The organism is Tessaracoccus flavescens, assembly GCF_001998865.1.
GTDB lineage: Bacteria > Actinomycetota > Actinomycetes > Propionibacteriales > Propionibacteriaceae > Arachnia > Arachnia flavescens.
The window spans coordinates 2764112-2787413 of the sequence record NZ_CP019607.1; the positions used below are offsets into that span (position 1 = coordinate 2764112).

A 23302-nucleotide genomic window follows, 5' to 3' on the forward strand; every position below is an offset into this window, starting at 1 on the left:
CAGTTGCCATTGCCGGAGGTGGGCAGCTCGCCCGCATGATGCAGCAGGCCGCGATCCCGCTGGGGATCGACGTGCGGCTGCTGGCCGAGGGCCCTGACGTCTCCGCGGCCCAGGTCGTTCCGGACACCACGGTCGGCGACTACCGCGACCTCGCCACCCTCACCGACTTCGTCGACGGTGCAGATGCGCTCACCTTCGACCACGAACACGTCCCCACCAGGCACCTCGACGCGGTCGGCGCCTCCGTGGCCGTCCGGCCCGGGCCTTCCGCGCTCGTCTACGCGCAGGACAAGGCCCTGATGCGCGAGAAGATGAACGAGCTCGGCATCGCCTGCCCCGACTACGCCATCTGCGACGGCGAGGACGAGCTCGTGGCCTTCGCAGAGGCGCAGGGCTGGCCGGTGATCGCCAAGACGTCTCGCGGCGGCTACGACGGAAAGGGCGTCTGGAAGCTCGACGGCCCCGACGAGGCGGGCCTCCCGTTCGAGAACCTCGCCGAGACCTCGGCGGGGGAGCGGGTGCGGATCGTCGCGGAGGAGTTCATCGACTTCTCGCGCGAACTGTCAGCGATCGTCGTGCGCTCGCCCTCCAACCAGGTCGTGGCCTATCCGATCAGCGAGACCCGCCAGGCCGACGGGATCTGCGTCGAGACCATCACGCCCGCCCCCGGACTGCCGGAGGCGGAGGCGACCGCGCTGCAGGAGATGGCGATCCGGATCGCCACGGAACTCGGCGTGGTCGGCGTGCTCGCCGTCGAGTTGATGCAGGCGCGCGACGGTCGCATCGTCGTCAACGAGCTGGCCATGCGCCCACACAACACGGGCCACTGGAGCATCGACGGGGCCCGCACCAGCCAGTTCGAAAACCACCTCCGCGCCGTGCTCGACCTCCCGCTCGGCTCCCCGGAGCTGCGCGACGATGTGGTGGTCATGGCCAACGTCCTCGGCGGCGCCGAGGAGGACCTCACCGGCGCCCTGCTGCACGTGTTCGCCCGCGACCGCGCGGCCCGCGTCCACCTGTACGGCAAGGGGGTCAAGCCGGGCAGGAAGGTCGGGCACGTGACCTGCGGCGGGACCGACCTCGAGGACGTCAGGCGCCGCGCCTGGCATGCAGCCAACTACCTGATGGGGGATCCAGATGCCTGAGCCACTCGTGTCGATCGTGATGGGGTCGGACTCCGACTGGTCCACCATGGAGGCGGCCGCCGACGCCCTCGCCGAGTTCGGCGTCGCATATGAGGCCGACGTGGTCTCTGCCCACCGCATGCCAGAAGACATGGTCCGCTTCGGCCGCGAGGCCCACGAGCGCGGCGTCAAGGTGATCATCGCAGGAGCCGGGGGAGCTGCCCACCTGCCCGGCATGCTGGCCGCGCTCACCCCGCTGCCCGTCATCGGCGTGCCCGTCGCGCTCAAGTACCTCGACGGCATGGACTCGCTGCTCTCGATCGTGCAGATGCCCGCGGGGGTTCCCGTCGCGACCGTCGCGATCGGCAACGCCCGCAACGCAGGCCTGCTCGCCGTGCGGATCCTGGCCGCCGCTGACGACTCGCTGCTTGAGCGGATGCTGGACTTCCAGGAGTCGCTGCGCGACGCGGCCCACGCGAAGGGCCAGATCGTGCGCGACGCAGCGGCGCGGTAGCCGTCCCGAAACGCAGAAGTGCCCGGTGGCCGAAGCCACCGGGCACTTCCTCAGTTCGAACTCAGTCGAACGTGACGTGGATGAACGCCTCGGTGTAGTGGTCGTCGACCGCGTTGGCGGTCATGCCGATCGCGTTGATCGGGTCGAGCACCTCGGAGACGGTCGTGTCACCGCTCTGGATCATGTCCTGGAAGAACGAGCGCTCCTTCAGTCCTGCGACGTTGACGAACAGGATGCTCTGCGCCTTGCCGTCGACGACCTGCTTGAAGCCGTCGAGGTCGCCGAGCTTCGATCCCGGGTTCAGCACATCGGAGGCGCTCTGCCCAAAGGCGACGATGCCGGTGTTGCCGTCCTGGGTGATCTCGAGGCCCTCCATGCCGGAGCCCTGGGCGAGCATCTCGTTGAACTTGTCGAGGATCTGCTTCTGCTTCTCGGCGTTCTCGGTCTCGAAGGTCGCGCCGATGACGGGCATCTGCGAGTCCTCGTCCCAGTCGAGGGACATGGTCATCTGCTTGCCGAGGAGGGCCTTCAGGTCGTCCGGGGTCTCGATGCCGAACTGCTTGAGCGACTCGACCATGTCGGGCTGCGACTCGAGCATGTCCCAGGCCTGGTTGATGTCGCCGCCGACGCCGCTGGAGAAGGCGACAAGCGAGTCACCGGAGATGTTCTTGGCGACGCCGGAGGTGTCGGCCGCGTCCTTCAGGTCGGGGGCGTTGGGGGTCTGGACCTGGATCTCGACCGAGAGCTTGTTGTCCTTGACCTTCACGCCGGCCGCGCCGTGCATGCCCTGCATGGTGGAGGTGTCCACGGTGCCGGTGTCGAAGCCCTGCTCCTCGATCTGCTGGAGGCTGGCGTCGATCATGCCCGAGCAGAACCAGACGGAGGCGAGGCTGTCATCGCCGAGCTTGGCCATGTCGGCCTTGTACTGCTCGGAGTCGGCGAGCGAGGCTTCCTTGATGCTGTCGGCCGAGAGCGAGGAGGCCTCGTCGGTGACGATCATCAGGTTGTCGATGAACTGCACCTTCGCGCCGTCCATCTCCTTCTTCGCGAACTCCTCGGCCTTGCCCTTGTCGGTGGTCTCGATGGCCATGATCATGTTGGTGTTGTCGGAGAGTTCCTCCTCGGTCGTGCCGGTCGAACCGACCGCGATCGAGTCACCGAGCCACGGCTTGATCTCCGTGTCGTAGTCGGGAGCGTCCTCGTCGTTCTGCGTGAGGGTGCTGTAGAGCGCCTTCTTGTAGTCGTTGCCGAAGTCCTCGTCGGCCTTCAGCGACGGGTACTTGTCGAGGATGTTCTTCAGCGCGAGCTTGTCCGCGTTTGCCGGCGCGAGGTTCAGCTCGGCGGCGAACGACACGTCAGCCGGGAGTCCCTTCGCGGCGGCCGGGGTGGCGCCGCGGAAGAAGAACATGGCGAGACCGATGCCCGCGGCGATGATGGCGACGCCGAGGACGGCTGCCACGATCACCTTCGTCTTCGACTTCGGCTTCGCAGGGGCGTCGCCTGCGAAGTTCTGCGGCCCGTTCGGTCCGTAGTTCTGGCCCTGGTTGAACTGGCCCTGCGGCCCGTTCTGGTTGTACTGGCCCTGCGGGCCGCTCTGGCCGAAGTTCTGGCTCTGCTGGCCGAAGTTCTGGCCCTGCTGGCCGAAGTTCTGACCCTGCTGGCCGAAGTTCTGGCCCTGCTGGCCTGGGCCGCCCTGGGGCTGCTGGCCGAAATTGTTGCCCTGGGGGCCGGAGTTCTGCGGACGGCCGAAGCCCTGGCCCGGCCCTCCCTGCGGCTGGTGACCCGGCTGGCCCTGGGGCTGGCCGGCGTTCCACTGCTGGCCGGGGCCCTGAGGGCCGCCCTGCCAACCTGAGTTCGGTGGGGTCTGGCTCACGTCGATGCCTCCTTAGAAACGCGATGTCTTTGCCCCACGAGCTTACGGGCTGCCCGGCTCACACCACTGCCGCTGAAGCCGTGATCAGGTCACACTTTGGTATCGGATCCGGGTCACTTCCGGTACTTCTCCAGTGCACCCGTGTCGCCCGCCGCGATCGCGGCGAAGACCTCACCCGAGGCCTCCTCGTCCCAGAGCATCGACGAGCCGACCTCGGTGCGCGCGTTCGGGTCGGAGACGGGGACGGTGATGCTGAGCCCCTTGCCCGTCATGACGCTGAGGAAGCCGGTGGCCACCTGGGTCAGCTGCCCGATCCCCGTCCCCTCGCCGCGGGCAAGGGACTTGGAGGCGGCCATGTTGAGCTGCCAGTAGCGCACCGGGTTGAGCACGCTCATGGGGCTGGCCACCCTGTCGACGATGGCCCCGATCACCTCGCGTTGGCGTTCCATGCGGCCGAGATCGCCGCGCGGGTCGGCCTTGCGCATCCGGACGTAGCCGAGTGCCGTGACGCCGTCGACCTCCTGGCAGCCCTTCGACAGCTTGAGGTGCGAGTCGCGGTCGTCGATGTCGAAGGTGGGACACACCTCGATGCCGCCGACCGCGTCGACGACGTCCACGACGCCGAGGAAGCCGATCTCCAGGTAGCCGTCGACGCGGATGCCTGTGTTGTGTTCGATCGTCTCGACCAGCAGCGGCGCCCCGCCGAAGGCGTAGGCAGCGTTGAGCTTGTTCTTACCCCGGCCGGGGATCTCGACATAGGAGTCGCGCGGGAGTGAGAGGAGGACGGGCTCACCGCTGGTTGGGGTGTGCAGCAGCATCATCGTGTCGGTGCGACGACCCTCGGTGCTTCCGGTGCCGAGCCTTGAGCGGTCCTCGGCGGAAAGGTCCTCGCGGGCGTCCGAGCCGACCAGCAGCACCGTCGTGCCGGGCTGCTCGGGTGGACGCTCACCGGAGGGGAAGGCGTCCACCTTCGTGCCGGTGAACCAGGCGTAGATCGGCGTGCCGATCAGGAACAGCACCCACGCAAGCACCAGGATGCCGATCGTGCGCAGGACCGGACGGCCCTTGCGGCGCCGCTTCGTCTTCGTGGCTGCCGGTGGTGGGGGAGGTGGCCCGGCAGGTGCGCCAGGCGCAGGTTCGGGCCCGCGCTGCGCGCGGCCGGACGGGGTCTCAGCTGCGTACGGGGCAACGGCCGGGTAGCCGGACTGCCCGGGCTGCTGCGCACGCCGCGAGTCGGTGTGCCGGATCCGCTCCACCTCGTCCGGGCGCAGCACCGCCGTCGGCTCTGCCTGCTCCGGCTCGTCGCGGTACAGCCAGTCCATGTCCTCTTCGCGTGGCGCCATGATCGCCTCCTTACGCGGCCAGATTACCCAGAGCGGTGCGGTCCGGCCGACCAGACGGCGCCAGTTCGGGGTGTGGGCGAGACCGGGGACCGACGACATCGCTACCTGGGACCCACCCGACAAGGGGTGGCCGGATGGCCCGACGATCCGCCCGCTTCGGCGTGGCGCTCCCCGTATCCGGTGCTGCCATCGGAAAAACTGAGGGGAGCCTTCCCCCAAGGAGCCGACACGTGTCAACCACACAGCCGACCGAGGCGCAGCGCGTCCACCTGCGACGCGCCGTGGGTTTCGTCCTGATGTCCGCGATCCTTCCGGGCTCGGTCCAGAGTTTCGCCGGGAACCGCCGCATCGGACGCCTGGCCATGCGCGTCTACGGCGCGGCGCTCGTGCTCATCCTGATCACCGGCTTCGGCCTGCTCGTCGCCCGCGGGTTCACCGCGGGAGTCCTGCTGGAACCGTGGGTGACCATGGTGCTGCGCGTGGTCCTGTGGATCCTGTTCATCGGGTGGGCACTGCTCCTGCTCGACTCCTGGCGGCTCACCCGGCCGCTCGGGCTGCGGCAAAAGGGGCGGCTGGGGCTCAGCATCACCGCGCTGCTGCTGATCGCGGGCATCGGGGGCGTCACCGGCCTCGCCGCCAGCGCGCTGACCGGCGTGTCCAACGTCGGCGAGGTGTTCCAGGGTGGCGGCGACACCGAGAGGAAGGCCGGTCGCTACAACATCCTGCTGCTCGGCGCGGACGCGGCCGCCTCGCGTGAGGGGCTGCGACCCGACTCCATCAACGTGGCCTCCATCGACGCTGAGACGGGTCGCACCGTGCTGTTCGGCCTTCCCCGCAACATGCAGCGCGTCCGGTTCCCCGAGTCCTCCCCGCTGCGGAACCTCTATCCCGACGGCTACGTCTGCGATGAGGGCGCCTGCATGCTCAACGGCCTGTGGACGCTCGGTGAGGAGCACGCGGACCTGTACCCCGAAGACAGCGAGCCCGGTCTCGAGGCGATGAAGGAGGGGGTCAGCGAGACCCTCGGCATCGAACTCAACTACTACGCCATGGTCGACATGGGCGGCTTCAAGAGCCTGATCGACGCGATGGGCGGGATCCGGCTCGACATCTCCAAGCCCATCCCGATCGGCGGCGGCAGCACGAAGATCTCCGGGTACATCGAACCGGGTGAGGGCGTGCTGCTCGACGGCTACCACGCACTGTGGTTCGCCCGCTCGCGCGCCGAGAGTAACGACTACGAGCGCATGGTTCGTCAGAAGTGCGTGATGTCGGCGATGGCGAAGCAGCTCGACCCGATGACCGCCGCGACCAAGTTCGTCGACCTCTCCCAGGCAAGCAAGGACATCCTGAGCACCGACGTGCCCCGCGCCGAGGTCGCCACCCTCGCCGAGCTGGCGCTCAAGGTGAAGGACCAGAAGATCGCCTCGGTGAACTTCACCCCGCCGATGGTCAAGTCCGCCGACCCGGACTTCGACCTGATCCGCACGACAGTCAGGGCAAACCTCGACGAGGCAGAGGGCCTCGACGAGGCCGCCCCCAGCCCGGCGCCCACCAGCGCCGCGCCGAGCAGTGCGGCACCCGAGCCCGAGGCGCCCGCGACGTCGGCAGCGGCCAAGCCGTCCGAGACGAAGCCGAGCGGAGAAGCCACCCCGGCGGCCCAGAAGCAGGCAACGCCCAAGCCCGAGCAGACGAAGGGGGCGGAGGACGACGCCCCGTACACCCAGACCGAGGACCTCGAGGCGGTCTGCTCCGTCAGCGCCTGAGCCGATACAGTTGCGGTCGCGACACGTACCGCCCCCGAGGAGGAACCGAGTGCATCCGAGCGTCAGCGTCGTCATGCCGATCCGCAACGAGGAACGCCACCTGAGGGCCGCCGTCGACCGGGTGCTCGACCAGGGCTATCCGGGCGAGTTGGAGATCCTGCTCGCGGTGGGCCCGAGCGAGGACCGCACCCGCGAGATCGCAGACGACATCGCCGCCGCCGAGCCGCGCGTGGTGGTGCTGGACAACCCGACGGGGTTCACCCCCGCAGGCCTCAACCTCGGCATCGAAGCCGCACGCCACGACATCATCGTCCGTGTCGACGGGCACGGCGAACTCAGCAGGGACTACATCGCAACGGCCGTGCGCCTGCTCGGCGAAACCGGAGCCGCCAACGTCGGCGGCCTGATGGACGCCCAGGGCACCAGCCCGCTGTCCGAGGCCGTGGCGGCCGCCTACAACTCGAAGCTCGGCCTCGGGGGAGGGGGCTTCCACCTCGCCGAGACACCGGCCGGCCCCGCGGACACGGTCTTCCTCGGCGTGTTCCGGCGCGAGTCGCTGCGCTCGATCGGGGGCTTCGACGAGTCGCTGCACCGCGCCCAGGACTGGGAGCTCAACTACCGGCTCCGCAAGGCCGGGCACCTGGTCTGGTTCACCCCCGAGCTGCGCGTCGTCTACCGCCCACGCGACAGCTTCCGGGCCCTCGCGCGCCAGTTCTACACCACGGGTCAGTGGCGTCGCCTCGTCATCGAGCGTCACCCCGACACCCTCTCGCTTCGCTACCTCGCGCCGCCGACTGCGGTGGCGGGCATGGCGGCGGGCCTCGTCGGGGGAGCCCTGGGTCTGCTGCTGCGCAGCCGTCTGCTCACCGCCATGTTCCTGCTCCCGATGCTCTACCTCGGCTTCCTCACGGCCGCCACGACCACCATCAAGGGGCTCAGCCCGGCGGCCCGGCTCCGGCTCCCGATCGTGCTCGCAGTGATGCACATCGCGTGGGGCGCCGGCTTCCTGAACGGCCTCCGCGCCGACCGCTGAGCACGTGAACGGTCACCCGTCAGGTGAGGCTTTCCCGACGGGGGACTGGCCGGTGCGCCTGTCCGGGGTTCGTGCCAAGATGGGGGCATGGAACCCCAACTGCCGCCGGTGAACGGAGCGACCGGTGGGGCTTCTGCGGCCACGGACATCCTCTTCCAGGCCCAGCGCCTCGCCGACCGCCTACGTGACGAGGCAGAGGCCGACGCGGCACGCATCCGCGAGACGGCCACGGCGGCAGAGCGCCAACGCGACGACGCCCTCGCCGAGTTGGAGTTCGCGCAGAACCGTCTCGACGAGGCGCGCGCCGACGTGTCGAGGATGCTGTCGGAGGCCGCGGACCACGCGGGCATGATCACCGAGTCCGCCGAACGCAACGCCGACGAGCTGGTCGCGGATGCGCGGCTCGAGGCGGAGGCGGCGATGCTGCGCGCCACAGCGGACGGCGACCGGATCCGGCAGGAGGCAGGCGAGGAGGCGGAGCGCCTGCTCGCGGAGGCCCGCGAGGCGGCCGCGCGTCAGTCGGCCGAGCTCACGGCCGAACGCGCCCTCCACGACGACGAGATCGCGCGCGAGACGAGCGCGCACGAGCAGAGGATCGAGGCGCAGCGGCGCGAGACGTCCACGGAGACCGAACGGCTCATGGCTGAGGCGGAGGAACACGCCGCGCGGACCCGGGCCGACTCCCATGCCGAGCGCCTGGCCGTCGAGGCCGAGCTCGCCGACCTCAGGGCAGCGGCCGCCGAGGAGGTGGCCCGCCTCGAGTCCGCGGCGAAGGCCGAGGCGGAGACCCGGCTAGCCGAGGCGGCCGAGCAGTTGGAGTGGGCCCAGGCGACGGTCAGCAGGCTGCTCGACGGGGCGAAGGCCGATGTCGCCCGCACCACCCGCGACGCCCACCTGGCCAGCGCCACACGGGCCAGCTCGCTGAGGGCAAAGCTCGGCGCCACCATCGAACGCTGCGTCGATCTCGCCCGCACCCGGTTGCGGGCGGCGGAGGTCGAGGCCGCCGATGTCCGCGCCCGTGCCGACGCGGAGCTCACCGCGGCCACCGAGCATGCGGCAAGGACCCGTGCGACGGCCGAGGAGCAGGCCGCAAGCGTCGTCACCCGGGCCGAGCGTGAGGCTGAGGCGATCACCCGCCGGGCGCAGGAGCGCATCCGCGATGCGGAGGCCAACGCCGCCCTCGTGCGGGAACGCCTCGCCACCGACCTTGAACGCTCGCAGCGGGCCTCCTTCGAACGCACGAAGGCGACCCGCGAGGAGGCGATGTCGCTGCTCGCCGAGGCGAGGACCGAGTCCGATCTCCTGCGCAGCCAGGCCCGGCAACTCCTGGACGAGGCGAGGGCAGAGGTTGCGGGCCTCGCCCAGCGCCGCGACGACATCACCTCGCAACTGAACAATCTCTCCGGCGTGATCGAAGCTCTCGCCGTGCCCGGAACAAACACACCGAATGAGGAAACATGATGGCCCCCACTTTCCGCACCGTCCTGCGTGGCTACGAACCCGCCCAGGTCGACGCCGAACTCGGCACCCTCCAGCAGGCGCTCTACGCAGCCCGCGCCGAACTGGGGGAGCTCACCGTCCAACTGAAGGAGTCCCGCCAGGGACAGCTCGAAGCTGAGGCCCGCCTCACCGAGGCCCAGGCGCGGGCCGAGGAGGCCGCGCGCGCCCGGACGATGGCGTCGCGCCCCACCTACGAGGACCTCGGGGAGCGCGTCGGTCAGATCCTCAGCCTCGCCGAGGAGGAGGCGACGGAGCTGGTGCGTACCGCCCAGGAGGATGCCGCCCGCCTGATCGACGAGGCGTCCCGCAAGGCCCAGTCGGCGGCCAGCGAGGCCGACCGCTACGCCGTCGACACCCGCGCGGCCGCAGACGCCGACGCCGAGGCAAAGCTGGTCGGAGCCCAGCGTCGTGCAGACGAGCTGATCGACCACGCCGACCGTGAGGCGGCGGCCCGCCGTGAGGAGGCCGAGGCCGTCTACGAGTCGCAGCAGGCCCGTGCCGCCCAGGCCGCGGCCGACTTCGAGCGCACCCTTGCCGAGCGGCGTGAGGCGGCCGCCGCCGACTTCGCCGTGGCGATGAGCCAGCGCGAGGACCAGCTCAACGCCGCAGAGGAGAACCTGCGCTTCGCGGAGAACGAGGCGCAGCGCGTCATCTCCGACGCGACCAGCCAGGCGGAGTCGCTCAAGGCGAAGGCCACCCGCGAGGCGGAGGAACTGGTGGGCGACGCCCGCACGAAGGCAGAGCGTCTCCGCCGCGACTCCGAGCGCGAGCTCGCCGCCGTCTCCCAGCGCCGCGACTCCATCACCGCGCAGCTGTCCAACGTCCGCCAGATGCTCGCCACCCTCGGCGGCGGGGCCGCCATGGTCGGCGCCGACCTCGATCCGGTCATGGCAGCCGAGCCCGCGGCGGAGCCGGTCTCCGAGCCGGACACCGCCACGGAGCTCGAGCAGGAGTCCGAGGAACTGCTCGTCGACGACGTGCCCGAGACGGGCGAAGAGGCCGAGGCCGAGCAGGCCGACGACGTGGACGCGAGGGCCTGAGCCTCGGCGCGATCCCGGTCAGCTGACCAGGATCGCGTGCTCCGCCGTCGCGACCGAGATCAGCTGGTCAGGGGTGCAGCCCACCGTCACGACGCTCGAGCCGGTGCCGAGCACCGGGGTGACGAGTATCTCGAGCAGCGGCTCGACGCCCCTGTGCGGATCCGGAAGCAGGATCCGCGTGTCGCGGCCCTGCACGTTCGGCAGCGGCTCACCGTCGAAGATGTCGTGCCCAGCGAAGACCGACGCGTCGTGGATGTCCGGCTGGGCGAAGACCTCGACGTAGTCGACGGCGTCGGTGGGAGGAGTTGCGAACCCGCGACCAAGCGGATGCAGCGAGCAGGCCACCGTCTGCTCCGCCCTTCGTTCGTCCTCTGGGCCCACCACGAGCAGATCGGCCCCGGTGACGCGGGAGTTGACCGGGCAGCCGCGCTGCCAGGCGGCGGCGATCCAGACGAGGGTGACCCAGTGGCCGGGATGGGTGGAGGCCAGCAGCACGTCGATCGGCTCGCCGTCCTCGTGCCCGAGGTCGGCGATCAGGTTGGCCGTCTTGTCCACCCAGTTGGAGAACGTCGCCCCGCTCAGCTCCGTCCGTGTGTCCGCGGCCCCGTCGTAGTAGGTGAGCAGCGGCTGCGCGCCGTTGGTGGCGGTCCTCGTTCTGAGAGCTGAGATGAACATCCCACGATGCTAGCCGCGCCGATCGTCGTGGGCGCCCCGAACGACCGACGCTGCGGCGGGGCCACCCGCACCTGGGCTCCGGCTCAGTCTGACAGGCGGTAGCGTGCTCCCATGCGCTACGTGGTGATCATGGCCGGCGGTTCCGGCACCCGACTCTGGCCCCTCTCACGACAGGGTCGCCCGAAGCAGCTGCTCGAGATCTTCGACGGGCATTCGCTGCTGCGGCTCGCCTACGAGCGACTCGACGGGGTGGTGCCTCCCGAGAACATCCTCGTGTGCACCGGCCGCGCCTACGCCGAGGATGTGGCACGGCAGCTTCCCGAGCTGCTGCCCGGCAACATCTTGGGCGAGCCCGAGGGCCGCGACTCGCTCAACGCCGTCGCCTGGTCCGCAGCGGTCGTGGCCGACCGCGACCCCGACGGCGTCGTCGCCATGGTGACCGCCGATCAGGTGATCACTCCCGTTGACGAGTTCCAGGCCTCCCTGTGGACGGCCTTCGAGGTGGCGGAGTCGGTGCCGAACGCGCTTGTCACCCTCGGCGTCGTCCCCACCTCGCCCCACGTCGGTTACGGCTACCTGCACCGGGCAGAGGAGCTCGACGGCTTCCCCGGGGTGCACAGGGTGGTCGAGTTCAAGGAGAAGCCGACGCGCGAGGTCGCGGAGGGGTACCTCGCCTCGGGCGAGTACTGGTGGAACGCAGGCATGTTCGTGTGGCGGGCCGCGACGCTGCTCGACCAGCTCGACCAACTGCTCCCCGAGACGGCGGCCGCCGTGCGCGAGATCGTCGCGCACCCCGAGCGGCTGGACGAACTCTTCCTGACCCTCGAGAAGATCTCGGTCGACTACGCCGTGATGGAGCCCGCCTCCGTCGGCAGGACAGACGGCCAGGTGGTCAGCGTCGGGCTGCACATCGACTGGAAGGACGTGGGCGGCTACCTCTCGCTCGCCGACCTGCTCAGCCGCGACGACGCGGGCAACGCGGTAGACGGCCGGACGGTGACCCTCGACTCGTCCGGCTGCGTCCTCGTCAACGGTCTCGGCCCCGACCACGTGATCGCCACCATCGGGATCACCGACTCGCTCGTCGTCGCGACCCCGTCGGCCACCCTCGTGGCGAGACTCGCCGACTCCGAGCGGGTCAAGGAACTCGTCGCGCTGGTGCGAACCCACGTTGGGGCAGAATTCGCCTGAACGACATCTGCCACCACCGAAAGGAGCTGCGGATGGGTGCGGCCCGAACACACGGTGCCCTCGTCACGATCCTCACCGGGATCCTGCTGCTGGGGGGCGCCCTCGAGACCACGGGCGCGATCCTCGACGTGTCCGCCAACGGCGTCGGAGCCGGCGCGGCACACAGCGGACCCGGCGCACTGCTGCCGTTCACCGCCGCCGCCCTGCTCGGTTCGGTCGGCGGCAGGAGCGCCAGGATCGTTGGCTTCTTCGGCGCGATCGTCGCGCTGGTGGCGCGGCTCGTGCTCGTCGCCCTGCTGCTCGTGCCGGGATGGACCCTTGTCACGCATCAGCTGTTCACCGCGGCCGCTGGCATCGTGACGGGGATCGCCGTCGCCGGCTTCGCGCTCTACCTCGTGCTGCGACACCGCGACCTCTCCAACGCGCCTGCCGCGGCTGAGGTTCCTTCCGCGCAGCAGACGACGCAGCGGCAGCAGGCGCAGCCGAGGCAGCAGCCCCGTCCGGCGCCGGTCCCTGCACAGGCCTCAAGCCCCGCAAGGAGGGGGCCGGAATCGCCCGCGACCCCGGTCGACGAGGGGCTGCGTGCCCGCACGGGCAACCCCGGGGCCTGGGCGACCGCCAGGACGCCATGGCCGCGGGCGAACGAAGAGGACCCGAACGGAACCCTCATCCGCCCGCCCCGCCGCTGACCTCCGCGAAATCGCTGCGAAACCGCCTGTTAGCACCCGCATGGTATGGGCAGGGCGATTTGGAGGACGGGTTTCCCGTTTCCACTTGACCGATCAAAATCACTCGTGTGTAATTCTGGCCAGGAAGGAGGGCGCATGGACGACAACATCTGGGATCTGCTCGACGACGACTCGTCATTCGCATGGCAGGCTGAAGCACTGTGTGCCCAGACCGATCCTGAGGCTTTCTTCCCTGAGAAGGGTGGGTCGACGCGGGAGGCCAAGCGCGTGTGTCAGAGTTGCACGGTGCGCACCGAGTGCCTCGAGTACGCCCTCGCCCATGACGAACGTTTCGGAATCTGGGGCGGACTGTCCGAGCGCGAGCGCCGGAAGCTGAAGCGCGCTGCCGGCTGATCCGCTGGTAGCGTCGGTGCCTCACCATCGGCAGCTGGAGGACTCGTGACCGACGGACCGCAGCACGGGCAGGAGATCAACGACCTCTGGGCCTGGATCGACCAGGACGACGAGTCTCCAAACGTCGATGAGATCCCCGCCTCGGACGTGGTGGCCGTCATGGTCGTCCACGACGCAGAGGAATGGCTTCCTCGGCAACTGCTCTCACTCGCCCGGCTTGACCCCCGCCCCGGCCGGATCATCGCCGTCGACACCGGTTCCGAGGACGGTTCCGCCCAACTGCTGGACAGCGCGCACGCCGAGGGCGTCGTCCACGAGGTGCTCAGGCTCGACCGCGAGACCTCCTTCGGCGCGGCGGTCGCCGCGGCCCTCGGCGACAGTGAGCCGGCCTGGATCTGGCTGCTGCACGATGACTCCGCCCCGCACCGCGACGCCCTCGGCCACCTGCTCGAGGGCGCAAGACACAGCGACGTCGTGGTCCCGAAGCTGCTCGAGCCGAAGCGCCGCAACTATCCCGAGACCCTCTCCGAGATCGGCCAGGCGATCACCCCGGGCGGACTGCGCGTGCCGTTGGTCGAGACGGGTGACATCGACCAGCACCAGAGCGAGTCGCGCGATGTGCTCGGCGCCTCGACGGCCGGCCTGCTGATCCGCGGTGAGACGTGGCGCGAGGTGGGAGGCATCGCCCCCGAGGTCGAACGGCACCGCGACGGGGTCGACTTCGGCTGGCGGGCCAACGCCATCGGTTACCGCGTGCTGACGTGGCCCGAGGCCGCCCTCAACCACCACCGGGCAGGCTCGACGGGGCTGCGGCCCTCGAGCGAGCACCCCCATGTCTCCGACCAGCTCGCCGCGCTGCGCGTCGCAGGCGCGCGGGGCGCCAGCGGTCTCGGCCTCGGCGCCGCCTCTCTGGCGAGGGCGCTCGGCTTCCTGCTCGCCAAGTCGCCTTCCACCGCCGCCGCGGAGTTGAAGGCGCTCGGCCGGTACCGCAGCTCGCGCGAGGCGACGCGCTCGCTCGCCACCCGCCTCCCCGACGAGGACATGACCCCGGACGACCTGCTGCCGAACCGGTTCTGGCCGGTGCGCCATGCCGTCGACCGGCTCGGTGCCGGGCTCAGCGAGCGCTACCGCTCGCTGACCGACACCTCCCCGGACACCTCCATCGACGAGCTGACCAGCGACGAGTTCTCCGGCCGGGAGAACCGCGGCCGGGTCTTCTCGCCCGTCACCCTGCTCGTCGTCCTTCTGATCCTCGCCTCCGCCGTCTCGGCGCGCTCCCTGCTGGGTGGCGACGTCTCCGGTGGGGGGCTGCTGGCCGCCCCGGCCTCGCTCGGATCGGCCTGGGAGGCCTATCTCAGCGGCAGGTCGCCGTGGCTGGGCTTCGCTGCGGTCACGTCCGTGGTCGGTTTCGCAAGCCCCAACGGCTTCGCCATCCTCGCGCTGGTCCTGACGCCGCTGCTTGCGGCACTGTCCGCGCTCGCCCTGCTGCGCAGGCTCGGCGTCGAGCTGCCGATCGCAGCGGCCGCCAGCGCCGCCTGGGCAGGCGGAACCATCCTGCTCGGGCTCGTCACAGCAGGCGACGTCACCGGCATGGTGCTCGCGGTCACGGCGCCGCTGCTCGCGCGGTCGATCCACTCGGTCGTGGTCAACGCCGCCACCGGTGCCGAACGGCTGAGGGCCCCCGCCGGCGCCGCCTTCTGGCTGGTCGTGGTCGCGTCCGTGTGGCCGGCCGCTCTCCTCGCGCTCACCCTCGCCGGTGTGGTGTGGGCGGCGCGCAACCGCGACCGCATCGTCGAGGTGGCCGTCGTCACCGTGCCCGCCTGGCTGTTCCTGATCCCTGCGCTGCCCACCCTCGCGCGGTACCCGGGACGGCTGCTGACCGGGGTCGACCCGCTCGCCTGGCCCGACTATCCTCCTGCCTCCTATGCGCTCGTCGTCGGACGCATCCTCCCCTCGGGGCTGCCGCTCTGGACGAACCTCGTGTTCTTCGGTGTGCTCGGCCTCGCGGCCGTGGTGTCCATCGCGAAGCTGCGTCGCCGCGCCTGGGTCTGGTCGGTGCTCGCGCTCGCGACGCCCCTGATCATCGGAACCCTGCTCTCCCGGCTCACGGTCGCCGTCGACGGGGGAGTGGCGCGCCCGCTCCTGTCGCCCTGGGCACTGCTCGTGCTCGCCGCGTTGCTCGCCCCGGTCGTGTGGCGCGAACGCGATAGCGAGACCCTGCGCCGCATCGCCGCCGTCGCAGTCGGAGCCGTTGCCCTGCTCGCCGTCGTGGTCTGGGCCGTCGTCGGGTTCGCGGGCCCCGTCCAGGCGAGGGAGAGCGTCCTTCCTGGCTTCGTCCGCGACGTGCTCGCCTCGCAGCGTGACCCGCGCGCGCTGGCCCTCTCGGTCTCGAGCGAGAGCCGCGTCACCTGGAACGTCATCGACCGACGGCAACCGCAGTGGGGAACGGGCGAGCGCAATCCGGTCGGCTCGTTCGACCGGCAGTTGACCGCGCTTGCCTACTCCGTGGCCGCGGGAGACCCTCCCGCAGACCTGGCGGAGCGGCTCCAGCAGATGGGTGTGTCGCACCTGTACCTCGGCGACTTCGAGGCCAACCAGCGCGCAGCCCTTGACAACCTCGAGGGCCTCGTCGGCAACCCCGCAAGCGAACGATCCGCAGTCTGGACGGTCAGCGGACTCGTCTCGCGCGCCTCGCTCGGTGACGAGTTCCTTCCGACCGACGAGCTTCCCGCAGGCGAGCAGGGTCGTCGGCTCACCGTCGCAGAGTCGGCCTCCGCGGACTGGACGGCCACCGTCGACGGCGAGCGCCTGCCGCGCGGAGCCGACAGCGAGCGGCCACTCATCGAGGACTCCGTGATCACCTTCGACCAGGTGCCCGCAGAGGGCGGCACGCTGGAGTTGGCACCGACGAGACACTGGTGGCAACTCTGGCTCCATCTGGTCGTGATGGCGGCGCTCGCGCTGCTCGCGGCCCCGACCCTCGGCGGATCCACCGTCGCACGAAGGGGGCAGTGATGCTCCGCAAGCTCGCCGCGACGCTGGCCGCCGTCGCCGTGACGGTCGGCCTTGCCGTAACGCTCTCCCTGATCAGCCCCCTGCGCACGCCTCCGGCCGAGACGGTGGAACTCGTGCGCGCCACGAAGCTCGCCTGCGCCACCGCGGGTCGCGTGCTCGGCCTCGGCGAGGGCGAGATCGTCTCCGCCCCGCTCGACGGTGGAGACGCGACAAGCGGCACCGGACAGGTCGACGCCGCCACCCAGGGGCCCAGCACCCTGAGCGCCGCGGCGCCGCTCGTCGGTGGGGTGCTTGCCGAACAGCCGACCAGGTCGTGGACGCGCTGCGAGACCCCGAGCCCGGAGGGGATGGTCCTTGTCTCCGATCCGGGCAGCACCGAACTGGTCGTCGTCAACTCCGACGCGAACGAGGCGGTCATCGACCTCGCCCTGCTCGGTGCCGACGGCGAGATCGCGGCCGTCGGGGCCCGCGGGATCGCGGTCGCGCCGGGTGTGAGCCGCACCGTCGCGCTCTCCGTGCTCGCCCCGGACGGACCGGTGGGCGTCGTCTACACCGCCAGCCAGGGAAGGGTCGCCGTCGTGGCCAGACCGGTCGAGGGACGAACCGGGGCGACCGTCGGGTCGGCCGCCGCGCAGACCAGCCAGACCGTCGCCGGGATCCCCGCCGGCGCCACCAGCACCACCCTGCTGCTGTCGAACCCCTCCGAGGACCGCGTCGAGGTCGGCGTCGAGGCCCTCGGCGCCTCGTCCGCCTACGAGCCCGCCCCCGCGGCAGGCATCTCGCTCGCGCCCAGGTCGACCCAACGGATCGACCTCGGCGCCTCGCTCGGAGGCGAGGCGAGCGCCCTGCGGGTCACCTCCAGCGTCGCCATCGGGGCGGCCGTCCAGGTGAGCGGGGCCGATGCGGTGGCCTCGAGCCTCGTGGCCGGTGTACCGGGCGAGCGCCTCGGCGCGTTGGTGCCACAGGCGGAGGCGGTGCAGGTCACCAACCCCGGCACCGCGCCAGCGAAGGTCGAGCTCACCGTCGCAGAGGCGCCCGTGGAGGTTGAGGTCGCCGCAGGCACCACCACCGCCGTCAACGTCACGGCGGCGGGGCTCACGGCGCTGCGCGTCGAGGCCGACGTGCCGGTGCTGGCCAGCGCCCTCTCCGGTGGCACGGTGATCCCGCTGGACATCGTCGTGGAGGACGAGTCCTCTGCGGGTGTCGTGGTGCTCGACCCGAGCCTCAGGTAGCCCGGCCGGCTAGTCGTCCCAGTCCTCGAGGCCGCCGAGTTCGTCGATGCTGCGACCCGTCAGTGCGCTCAACTGCTCGACGATGGTCTGGTGCACCAGCGCCCGCAGCTGGCTCCGCGAGACGGCGCGATGCTCGAGCGGGCGCTCGAAGATGACGATCTGTGCCTTCCGCCCCCGGGTCGGCTCGAGGGCCGCCGATAGCGGCACCCTGTCGCCGGACCACGCGACGTTGAGATGGGGCACGTCCTCGACCCCGACGATGACGTCCTGCAGAGCATCGGGCGCGACCGCTGCGATGTCCGACATGGCCGCGGTGACGCAGTCGTTGAAGAACGCGACGCGGGAGGGGCGGGCCAGCGGGACCGGACGCCCGGTGAGCGGGTTCGGGGACGCCAGGGGGCCGCGGATCCCGCGGCCGTGACGGTCTCGTCTGCGTGGCATGCGGCCAGGATAATGCCCCGTGAGCTAGTGTCGCGTGTCGGAGGTTGGTTGATGTCTGGCGGTGTAACCAGTGGAGTGCCCTCGAGGTCGGCGCGCGATGACGCACGCGGCTGCCCGATGACGGCGTCAGGCGCGAGCCTCGTCGGCCTGCGGCCATAGGCCCCCTCGTGCGCACCTGTTCCCGAACCGCCTGCACGGCCACGGCCGTGGCGACGATGACCTATGTCTACGCCGACTCCACGGCCGTGCTCGGCCCCCTCTCCATCCAGCCGGAGCCGGGTGCCTACGACCTCTGCACCCGCCACGTCGAGCGCACCAGCGCCCCGAAGGGCTGGGAGGTCATCCGGCTCCCGCTCGACGGCGTCACCCCCGAACCCGAGGCCCCGTCCGACGACCTGATGGCGCTCGCCGACGCGGTGCGGGCGATCGGGATGCGGGAGGACGATCCAGAGCCCGGACCCGTGCAGCGGCTCGTCGAACCCGAGCCGGCCGGCCGCGGCGGCCATCTACGCCTCGTTCCCACCGCCGAGTAGCCGACGGGGGCGATAGGGTTACCCCGTGCTCGACCCAGTGATCTTCAAGGCCAACGACATCCGCGGCGTGGTCAGCGGTGACCACCCCGAATGGGATCTCGACGGTGCCAGAAACCTCGGCGCCGCCTACGTCGACCTGCTCGGCGTCACGGAGTTCGTCCTCGGTCGCGACATGCGACAGTTGGGCCGCGAACTCTCCCTCGCCTTCGCCGAGGGCGCCCGCCGCGCCGGGGCCTCCGTCATCGACATCGGTCTGAGCTCCACCGACGAGCTGTGGTTCGCCTCAGGCTGGCTCCGGCTGCCTGGCGTGCAGTTCACCGCGAGCCACAACCCCTGGAACTACAACGGCATCAAGTTCTGCCTCGCCGACGCCAGGCCCGTGCCCGCCGACTTCATGACCCGGCTGCGTGACCGCGCGGCCGAGGTCGAACACGGCTCCGAGATCCTCGGCGGTTACCGCGAGGTCGACGCCCTCGACTCCTACGCCGACCGGCTCGACGAGCTCGTCCCGCAGCGCGGGCAACGGGGGCTCAAGGTCGTCGTCGACGCGGGCAACGGCATGGCCGGACACACCGCGATCCCCGTGCTCGGCGGACGGGGCCTCGACATCGTCGGTCTGTTCCTCGACCTCGACGGGACCTTCCCGAACCACCCGGCCAACCCCCTCGAACCGGAGAATCTCGTCGACGCCCAGCGCGCCGTCCGCGAACACGGGGCCGACCTGGCGCTGGTCTTCGACGGAGACGCCGACCGTTGCTTCATCATCGACGAGCGGGGGGAGGTCGTCGACCCCTCAGTCGTCACGGCCATGATCGCCGTCGCGGAGCTCGCCAAGCATCCGGGCTCCACCATCGTGACCAACACCATCACCTCGCGCTGCGTGGCCGAGGCGGTCGAGGCCAACGGCGGCACCATCGCGGTGTCGAAGGTCGGCCACACCTACGTCAAGGCGTTGATGGCGGCCACCGGAGCCGTCTTCGGAGGGGAGCACTCCGCGCACTACTACTTCCGCGACTTCTGGTCGGCCGACACGGGCATGCTCGCCGCGCTGCACGTCCTCGAGCTGCTGCGCGAGGGCGACCGGCCCCTCTCGGAGCTCGCAGCGGTCTACGACGGCTACTCCCGATCCGGCGAGATCAACTCGACGGTCGAGGACGCGCAGGCGTGCATCGACGCCGTCGCACAGGCCTTCTCAGGACGCGGGGAGATCGACCTCGGGGACGGGCTGAGCGTCACCAACGCCGACGAACGCTGGTGGGTCAACCTGCGCCCGAGCAACACGGAGCCGCTGCTGCGGCTCAACGTCGAGGCGGCTCACGACACGCAGATGGCTTCGCTGCGCGACGAGGTGCTCGCGCTGGTGCGCCGCTGATGGCTGCTAAGGTTTCGCGCCGGCCACTCTTTGGCCAGGCGATAGGCTCGACCCATCCGTACCTCAGGAGGACACATGGCTGAAGATCAGATGGCTCTCTCACCGGAATTCCTGGCGATCGCCGCCTGCCCGTCCTGCCACGCGAAGTTCGCCGTCGACTACGACGCGCAGGAGCTGGTGTGCACGAATCAGGCCTGTGGGCTCGCGTACCCGGTGCGCGACCAGATCCCCGTGCTGCTGATCGATCAGGCCCGAAGCACGCTGTGAACGGTCCCCAGTTCGACGACTCGCTGCTCGAAGACGCCAGCCTCGAGGGCAACGAGGAGTTGCGCTGGCTCGCGCTCGCCGGGTCGCGGATCCGCAAGGCGGCGCTGACCAAGCCGCAGGGCCACCTCGAACACGGCGAGCGGCCCCGAGGCATCCTCGCCCTCGGCTCCGAGGCGCGCCTCGTGCGGGCCGTCCTCGAGCCCGCCTGTCCCGTGCCGTTCATGGCCTGGCCGGGCCCAGGGCTTCCTGCCTGGGTCGGCCCGCTCGACCTGGCCGTCGTCCTCGGCGGCTACGACTCGCCCGAATGGGTGCTGCAGTGCGCCGCGGAGGCCGCCCGCAGGGGCGCCTCCCTGATCGTGGCCGCCCCCGCCGACTCCGAGCTCGCGGCCGCCTCGTCTGCGAACACGACCAGCCTGATCCCCACCTTCGAGGACGACCCGATGGCTGCCGCCGTCGCGGTGCTCGCGCACCTTGGCGAGCTTGGACTCGGCCCGCTCGTCCATCCCGAGCACGTCGCGGACGCGGCCGACCTCGTCGCCGAGGCCTGCTCGCCGCGGCTCGACCTGTCCAACAACCCGGGCAAGGAGCTGGCACTCGAGCTTGCCGACGGCCTCCCGCTGATCTGGGGAGGCACCGTGCTCGCCGCGCGTGCCTCGAGGCGTATCGCCGAGTCCCTGCGCAGGGCCTGCGGCCGTCCGGCACTCGCCGCCGACGCATCCGAGCTGGACACGCTGCTGTCGGCCGTACCTGCGCGCGACCCCTTCGCCGATCCGTTCGACGACGTCAACGACGTCCGCCCAGTGGTTGTCCTGCTCGACGACGACAAGCTCCATGACCGCCTCTCCGGCACCGCGATCGGACTCCAGGCGAAGGCGGAGGCCGTCGGCGTGCGCGTGTCACGGATCTCCTCAGGCGACGCCGAGCTGCGGGCAAGCGACGTCGAGCGCTACGTCACCCTGCTGCAGAAGGGGCTCTACGGCGCCGCGTACCTCGAGATCGGTCTGGGCGCGGGCGCCTGAGCGCTGGCACACTGATCACCATGAGCAAGGTCCTCGTCCTCAACGGAGCAAACCTCGGGCGTCTCGGCAGCCGCCAGCCGGAGGTCTATGGCGGCACGACCTACGCCGAACTCGCCGAGCACCTCGTCGAGACCGGCCGCAGGCTCGGGCTCGACGTCGAGGTCCGCCAGACGGAGTTCGAGGGCGAACTGATCCAGTGGCTGCACCAGGCGGCGGACGCCGGCGCGGACGTGGTGCTCAACGCAGGTGCCTGGACGCACTACTCCTACGCCATCGCCGACGCCGCCGCGCTCGTCGGGCGCTACGTCGAGGTGCACATCTCCAACGTGCACGCCCGCGAGGGCTTCCGCGCGCACAGCGTCCTTTCAGCGAAGGCCGCCGGCATCATCGTCGGCTGCGGCGTCGGCGGCTACGATCTGGCGCTTGCCCACCTCGCCTCCCTTCCCCACTGACCTGGCGAGGACCGATGCGGTCCGCAAGGGCTGGCGCGGGTAGCATGGCGCCGTGGATTTTCGCGTAGCTGACCTGTCCCTCGCCGACTTCGGGCGCAAGGAGATCACCCTCGCCGAGCACGAGATGCCCGGCCTCATGGCCATGCGGGAGCGCTACGGCGACTCCAAGCCGCTCAAGGGCGCCCGGATCGCCGGTTCGCTGCACATGACCGTGCAGACGGCCGTCCTGATCGAGACGCTCGTCGCGCTCGGCGCCGAGGTGCGCTGGGCCTCCTGCAACATCTTCTCCACCCAGGACCACGCAGCAGCTGCCATCGCGGTCGCCGGGATCCCGGTGTTCGCCTGGAAGGGCGAGACCCTCGAGGAGTACTGGTGGTGCACCCGCCAGATCCTCGAGTGGCCCGATGGTGGGCAGCCCAACATGATCCTCGACGACGGCGGAGACGCCACCCTGCTCGTCCACCAGGGCGTCGCGGCCCAGGCGGCCGGCGAGGTTCCCGCCGATGAGGACGGCGACTCGCACGAGTTCCGCGTGGTCAAGGCCACGCTGCGCGACGCGCACGGCACCGTCGACTGGAAGGCGCTCGCGGAGTCCGTCCGCGGCGTCACCGAGGAGACCACCACCGGTGTGCACCGCCTCTACGAGATGGCCCGCGACGGCTCCCTGCTGTTCCCGGCCATCAACGTCAACGACTCGGTCACCAAGTCCAAGTTCGACAACAAGTACGGCTGCCGCCACTCCCTGATCGACGGCATCAACCGGGCCACCGATGTGCTGATCGGCGGAAAGGTCGCCGTCGTGTGCGGCTACGGCGACGTGGGCAAGGGCTGCGCCGAGTCGCTTCGCGGCCAGGGTGCCCGGGTCATCGTGACCGAGATCGACCCCATCTGCGCGCTGCAGGCGGCCATGGACGGCTATCAGGTCGCCACCCTGGACAGCGTCGTGGAGACGGCAGACATCTTCGTCACCACCACCGGCTGCTGCGACGTCATCTCCAACGAGCAGATGGCGAGGATGAAGCACCAGGCGATTGTCGGCAACATCGGCCACTTCGACAACGAGATCGACATGGCCGGTCTCGAGGCCCGCGGCGACGTGACGAAGGTCGAGGTCAAGCCGCAGGTGCACGAGTGGCGCTTCGACGACGGTCACTCCATCATCGTGCTGTCGGAGGGTCGCCTCCTGAACCTCGGCAACGCGACCGGCCATCCGTCCTTCGTGATGAGCAACTCGTTCACCAACCAGGTGCTCGCCCAGATTGAGCTGTTCACCAAGCAGGACGAGTTCCCCGTCGGCGTGTACGTTCTGCCGAAGCACCTCGACGAGGAGGTCGCGCGGCTCCACCTCGCCGCGCTGGGAGTCGAGCTGTCGACGCTCTCGCAGAAGCAGGCCGACTACCTCGGGGTCGACGTCGCCGGTCCCTTCAAGGCAGACAGCTACCGCTACTGACCACAGCCGCGGCGCCCGGGTGTTCCCCGGGCGCCGTCGTCGTCTCCGGGTGTCGGTGGACGCCCGGTTCAGCCGGTCGGCCTCACTGGCCGGCGTTCATCGATTCCCAGATCTCCTTGCACTCCGGGCACACCGGGAACTTGTCCGGGTTCTTCGTCGGGACCCAGACCTTTCCGCACAGCGCCACGACGGGCGTGCCGTTGACCATGGCGGCCATCAGCTTGTCCTTCGGCACGTAGTGCGAGAAGCGGTCCTGGTCGCCGTCTTCGAACAGTTCGGTGCGTTCATCGATGACTGTCTGGGATCCGGGGGCCAATTCGCTCATGGGACGATTCTACGCGTGCGGACCGTCACCGGGTCGGGCACGATGGGTTGGTTGG

22 protein-coding genes are annotated in these 23302 nt (G+C 70.4%); 17 read left to right on the forward strand and 5 right to left on the reverse strand.

The window, feature by feature from the left end; all coding sequences use genetic code 11:
- Window positions 1-35 precede the first annotated feature (35 nt).
- Entirely contained in the window at window positions 36-1145 is a 1110-nt protein-coding gene (locus BW733_RS13355) for a 5-(carboxyamino)imidazole ribonucleotide synthase (RefSeq protein ID WP_237268412.1), read from the forward strand.
- Complete coding sequence (gene purE / locus BW733_RS13360) at window positions 1138-1638, forward strand: 5-(carboxyamino)imidazole ribonucleotide mutase (RefSeq protein ID WP_077351225.1); 501 nt, start codon at window positions 1138-1140, stop codon at window positions 1636-1638. The genes BW733_RS13355 and purE overlap by 8 nt, the downstream gene beginning before the upstream one ends.
- Window positions 1639-1699: 61 nt before the next feature.
- Here purE and BW733_RS13365 read toward each other — a convergent pair whose 3' ends face one another.
- Together BW733_RS13365 and BW733_RS13370 are read right to left on the reverse strand one after the other, a co-directional pair.
- A complete protein-coding gene (locus tag BW733_RS13365) occupies window positions 1700-3511 on the reverse strand; it encodes a DUF3352 domain-containing protein (RefSeq protein ID WP_077351227.1) in 1812 nt (603 codons plus the stop codon).
- A gap of 113 nt (window positions 3512-3624) precedes the next feature.
- A complete protein-coding gene (locus BW733_RS13370) occupies window positions 3625-4854 on the reverse strand; it encodes an LCP family protein (RefSeq protein WP_237268200.1) in 1230 nt (409 codons plus the stop codon).
- A gap of 230 nt (window positions 4855-5084) precedes the next feature.
- Between BW733_RS13370 and BW733_RS13375 the strand changes: the two genes are divergently transcribed.
- The 4 genes from BW733_RS13375 (at window position 5085) to BW733_RS13390 (ending at window position 10193) form a co-directional block, all read left to right on the forward strand.
- Window positions 5085-6620, forward strand: coding sequence for an LCP family glycopolymer transferase (locus tag BW733_RS13375; protein ID WP_161490237.1), 1536 nt, complete (start codon window positions 5085-5087; stop codon window positions 6618-6620).
- Window positions 6621-6693: 73 nt separating this feature from the next.
- Complete coding sequence (locus BW733_RS13380) at window positions 6694-7653, forward strand: glycosyltransferase family 2 protein (protein WP_077353009.1); 960 nt, start codon at window positions 6694-6696, stop codon at window positions 7651-7653.
- Window positions 7654-7740: 87 nt separating this feature from the next.
- Window positions 7741-9114, forward strand: a complete 1374-nt coding sequence (locus BW733_RS13385; RefSeq protein ID WP_077351231.1) for a coiled-coil domain-containing protein — start codon at window positions 7741-7743, stop codon at window positions 9112-9114.
- Window positions 9111-10193 (forward strand): coiled-coil domain-containing protein, encoded by a 1083-nt coding sequence (locus BW733_RS13390; protein ID WP_152024716.1) that lies wholly within the window; start codon window positions 9111-9113, stop codon window positions 10191-10193. The genes BW733_RS13385 and BW733_RS13390 overlap by 4 nt, the downstream gene beginning before the upstream one ends.
- A gap of 18 nt (window positions 10194-10211) precedes the next feature.
- Here BW733_RS13390 and BW733_RS13395 read toward each other — a convergent pair whose 3' ends face one another.
- Window positions 10212-10868, reverse strand: coding sequence for a TIGR03089 family protein (locus BW733_RS13395; RefSeq protein WP_077351235.1), 657 nt, complete (start codon window positions 10866-10868; stop codon window positions 10212-10214).
- A 111-nt stretch (window positions 10869-10979) separates the two neighbouring features.
- On the opposite strand from BW733_RS13395, the gene BW733_RS13400 reads away from it, so the two are divergent.
- The 5 genes from BW733_RS13400 (at window position 10980) to BW733_RS13420 (ending at window position 17388) form a co-directional block, all read left to right on the forward strand.
- Entirely contained in the window at window positions 10980-12059 is a 1080-nt protein-coding gene (locus tag BW733_RS13400; RefSeq protein ID WP_077351237.1) for a mannose-1-phosphate guanylyltransferase, read from the forward strand.
- Window positions 12060-12091: 32 nt separating this feature from the next.
- Complete coding sequence (locus tag BW733_RS13405; RefSeq protein WP_077351239.1) at window positions 12092-12748, forward strand: hypothetical protein; 657 nt, start codon at window positions 12092-12094, stop codon at window positions 12746-12748.
- Between the two features lie 135 nt (window positions 12749-12883).
- Complete coding sequence (locus tag BW733_RS13410; RefSeq protein ID WP_077351241.1) at window positions 12884-13141, forward strand: WhiB family transcriptional regulator; 258 nt, start codon at window positions 12884-12886, stop codon at window positions 13139-13141.
- A gap of 45 nt (window positions 13142-13186) precedes the next feature.
- On the forward strand, window positions 13187-16156 hold the full coding sequence (locus BW733_RS13415) for a glycosyltransferase family 2 protein (protein ID WP_077351243.1): 2970 nt from the start codon (window positions 13187-13189) through the stop codon (window positions 16154-16156).
- Window positions 16156-17388, forward strand: coding sequence for a DUF5719 family protein (locus tag BW733_RS13420; protein WP_152024717.1), 1233 nt, complete (start codon window positions 16156-16158; stop codon window positions 17386-17388). The genes BW733_RS13415 and BW733_RS13420 overlap by 1 nt, the downstream gene beginning before the upstream one ends.
- A 9-nt stretch (window positions 17389-17397) precedes the next feature.
- Here the strand turns inward: BW733_RS13420 and BW733_RS13425 are convergent, their stop codons facing one another.
- Window positions 17398-17829, reverse strand: coding sequence for a metallopeptidase family protein (locus BW733_RS13425; RefSeq protein ID WP_077351247.1), 432 nt, complete (start codon window positions 17827-17829; stop codon window positions 17398-17400).
- A 215-nt stretch (window positions 17830-18044) separates the two neighbouring features.
- On the opposite strand from BW733_RS13425, the gene BW733_RS13430 reads away from it, so the two are divergent.
- From BW733_RS13430 to ahcY, 6 genes are all read left to right on the forward strand, one after another.
- Window positions 18045-18362 (forward strand): DUF3499 domain-containing protein, encoded by a 318-nt coding sequence (locus BW733_RS13430; protein WP_237268413.1) that lies wholly within the window; start codon window positions 18045-18047, stop codon window positions 18360-18362.
- Between the two features lie 25 nt (window positions 18363-18387).
- Complete coding sequence (locus tag BW733_RS13435) at window positions 18388-19734, forward strand: phosphohexomutase domain-containing protein (protein WP_077351251.1); 1347 nt, start codon at window positions 18388-18390, stop codon at window positions 19732-19734.
- Window positions 19735-19809: 75 nt separating this feature from the next.
- Entirely contained in the window at window positions 19810-20001 is a 192-nt protein-coding gene (locus BW733_RS13440) for a Trm112 family protein (protein ID WP_077351253.1), read from the forward strand.
- Entirely contained in the window at window positions 19998-21020 is a 1023-nt protein-coding gene (locus BW733_RS13445; RefSeq protein ID WP_077351255.1) for a phosphoheptose isomerase family protein, read from the forward strand. Before BW733_RS13440 ends, BW733_RS13445 begins: the two co-directional genes overlap by 4 nt.
- A 20-nt stretch (window positions 21021-21040) precedes the next feature.
- Window positions 21041-21472 carry a type II 3-dehydroquinate dehydratase gene (locus BW733_RS13450; protein ID WP_077351257.1) on the forward strand — a complete coding sequence of 144 codons (432 nt, stop codon included), beginning with the start codon at window positions 21041-21043 and terminating at the stop codon, window positions 21470-21472.
- Window positions 21473-21524: 52 nt separating this feature from the next.
- The gene (ahcY, locus tag BW733_RS13455; RefSeq protein WP_077351259.1) at window positions 21525-22922 is read left to right on the forward strand and encodes an adenosylhomocysteinase; all 1398 of its coding nucleotides are present in this window, start codon (window positions 21525-21527) and stop codon (window positions 22920-22922) included.
- 82 nt (window positions 22923-23004) lie between these two features.
- Here ahcY and BW733_RS13460 read toward each other — a convergent pair whose 3' ends face one another.
- On the reverse strand, window positions 23005-23247 hold the full coding sequence (locus BW733_RS13460) for a DUF3039 domain-containing protein (protein WP_077351261.1): 243 nt from the start codon (window positions 23245-23247) through the stop codon (window positions 23005-23007).
- Between the last annotated feature and the right edge of the window lie 55 nt (window positions 23248-23302).

Coding starts and splice junctions, on each gene's coding strand:
- BW733_RS13355 (WP_237268412.1), top strand. CDS start 36: ATGATGCAGCAGGCCGCGATCCCGCTGGGGATCGACGTGCGGCTGCTG.
- purE (WP_077351225.1), top strand. CDS start 1,138: ATGCCTGAGCCACTCGTGTCGATCGTGATGGGGTCGGACTCCGACTGG.
- BW733_RS13370 (WP_237268200.1), bottom strand. CDS start 4,854: ATGGCGCCACGCGAAGAGGACATGGACTGGCTGTACCGCGACGAGCCG.
- BW733_RS13380 (WP_077353009.1), top strand. CDS start 6,694: ATGCCGATCCGCAACGAGGAACGCCACCTGAGGGCCGCCGTCGACCGG.
- BW733_RS13385 (WP_077351231.1), top strand. CDS start 7,741: ATGGAACCCCAACTGCCGCCGGTGAACGGAGCGACCGGTGGGGCTTCT.
- BW733_RS13390 (WP_152024716.1), top strand. CDS start 9,111: ATGATGGCCCCCACTTTCCGCACCGTCCTGCGTGGCTACGAACCCGCC.
- BW733_RS13395 (WP_077351235.1), bottom strand. CDS start 10,868: ATGTTCATCTCAGCTCTCAGAACGAGGACCGCCACCAACGGCGCGCAG.
- BW733_RS13400 (WP_077351237.1), top strand. CDS start 10,980: ATGCGCTACGTGGTGATCATGGCCGGCGGTTCCGGCACCCGACTCTGG.
- BW733_RS13405 (WP_077351239.1), top strand. CDS start 12,092: ATGGGTGCGGCCCGAACACACGGTGCCCTCGTCACGATCCTCACCGGG.
- BW733_RS13410 (WP_077351241.1), top strand. CDS start 12,884: ATGGACGACAACATCTGGGATCTGCTCGACGACGACTCGTCATTCGCA.
- BW733_RS13420 (WP_152024717.1), top strand. CDS start 16,156: ATGCTCCGCAAGCTCGCCGCGACGCTGGCCGCCGTCGCCGTGACGGTC.
- BW733_RS13425 (WP_077351247.1), bottom strand. CDS start 17,829: ATGCCACGCAGACGAGACCGTCACGGCCGCGGGATCCGCGGCCCCCTG.
- BW733_RS13430 (WP_237268413.1), top strand. CDS start 18,045: ATGACCTATGTCTACGCCGACTCCACGGCCGTGCTCGGCCCCCTCTCC.
- BW733_RS13440 (WP_077351253.1), top strand. CDS start 19,810: ATGGCTGAAGATCAGATGGCTCTCTCACCGGAATTCCTGGCGATCGCC.
- BW733_RS13450 (WP_077351257.1), top strand. CDS start 21,041: ATGAGCAAGGTCCTCGTCCTCAACGGAGCAAACCTCGGGCGTCTCGGC.
- BW733_RS13460 (WP_077351261.1), bottom strand. CDS start 23,247: ATGAGCGAATTGGCCCCCGGATCCCAGACAGTCATCGATGAACGCACC.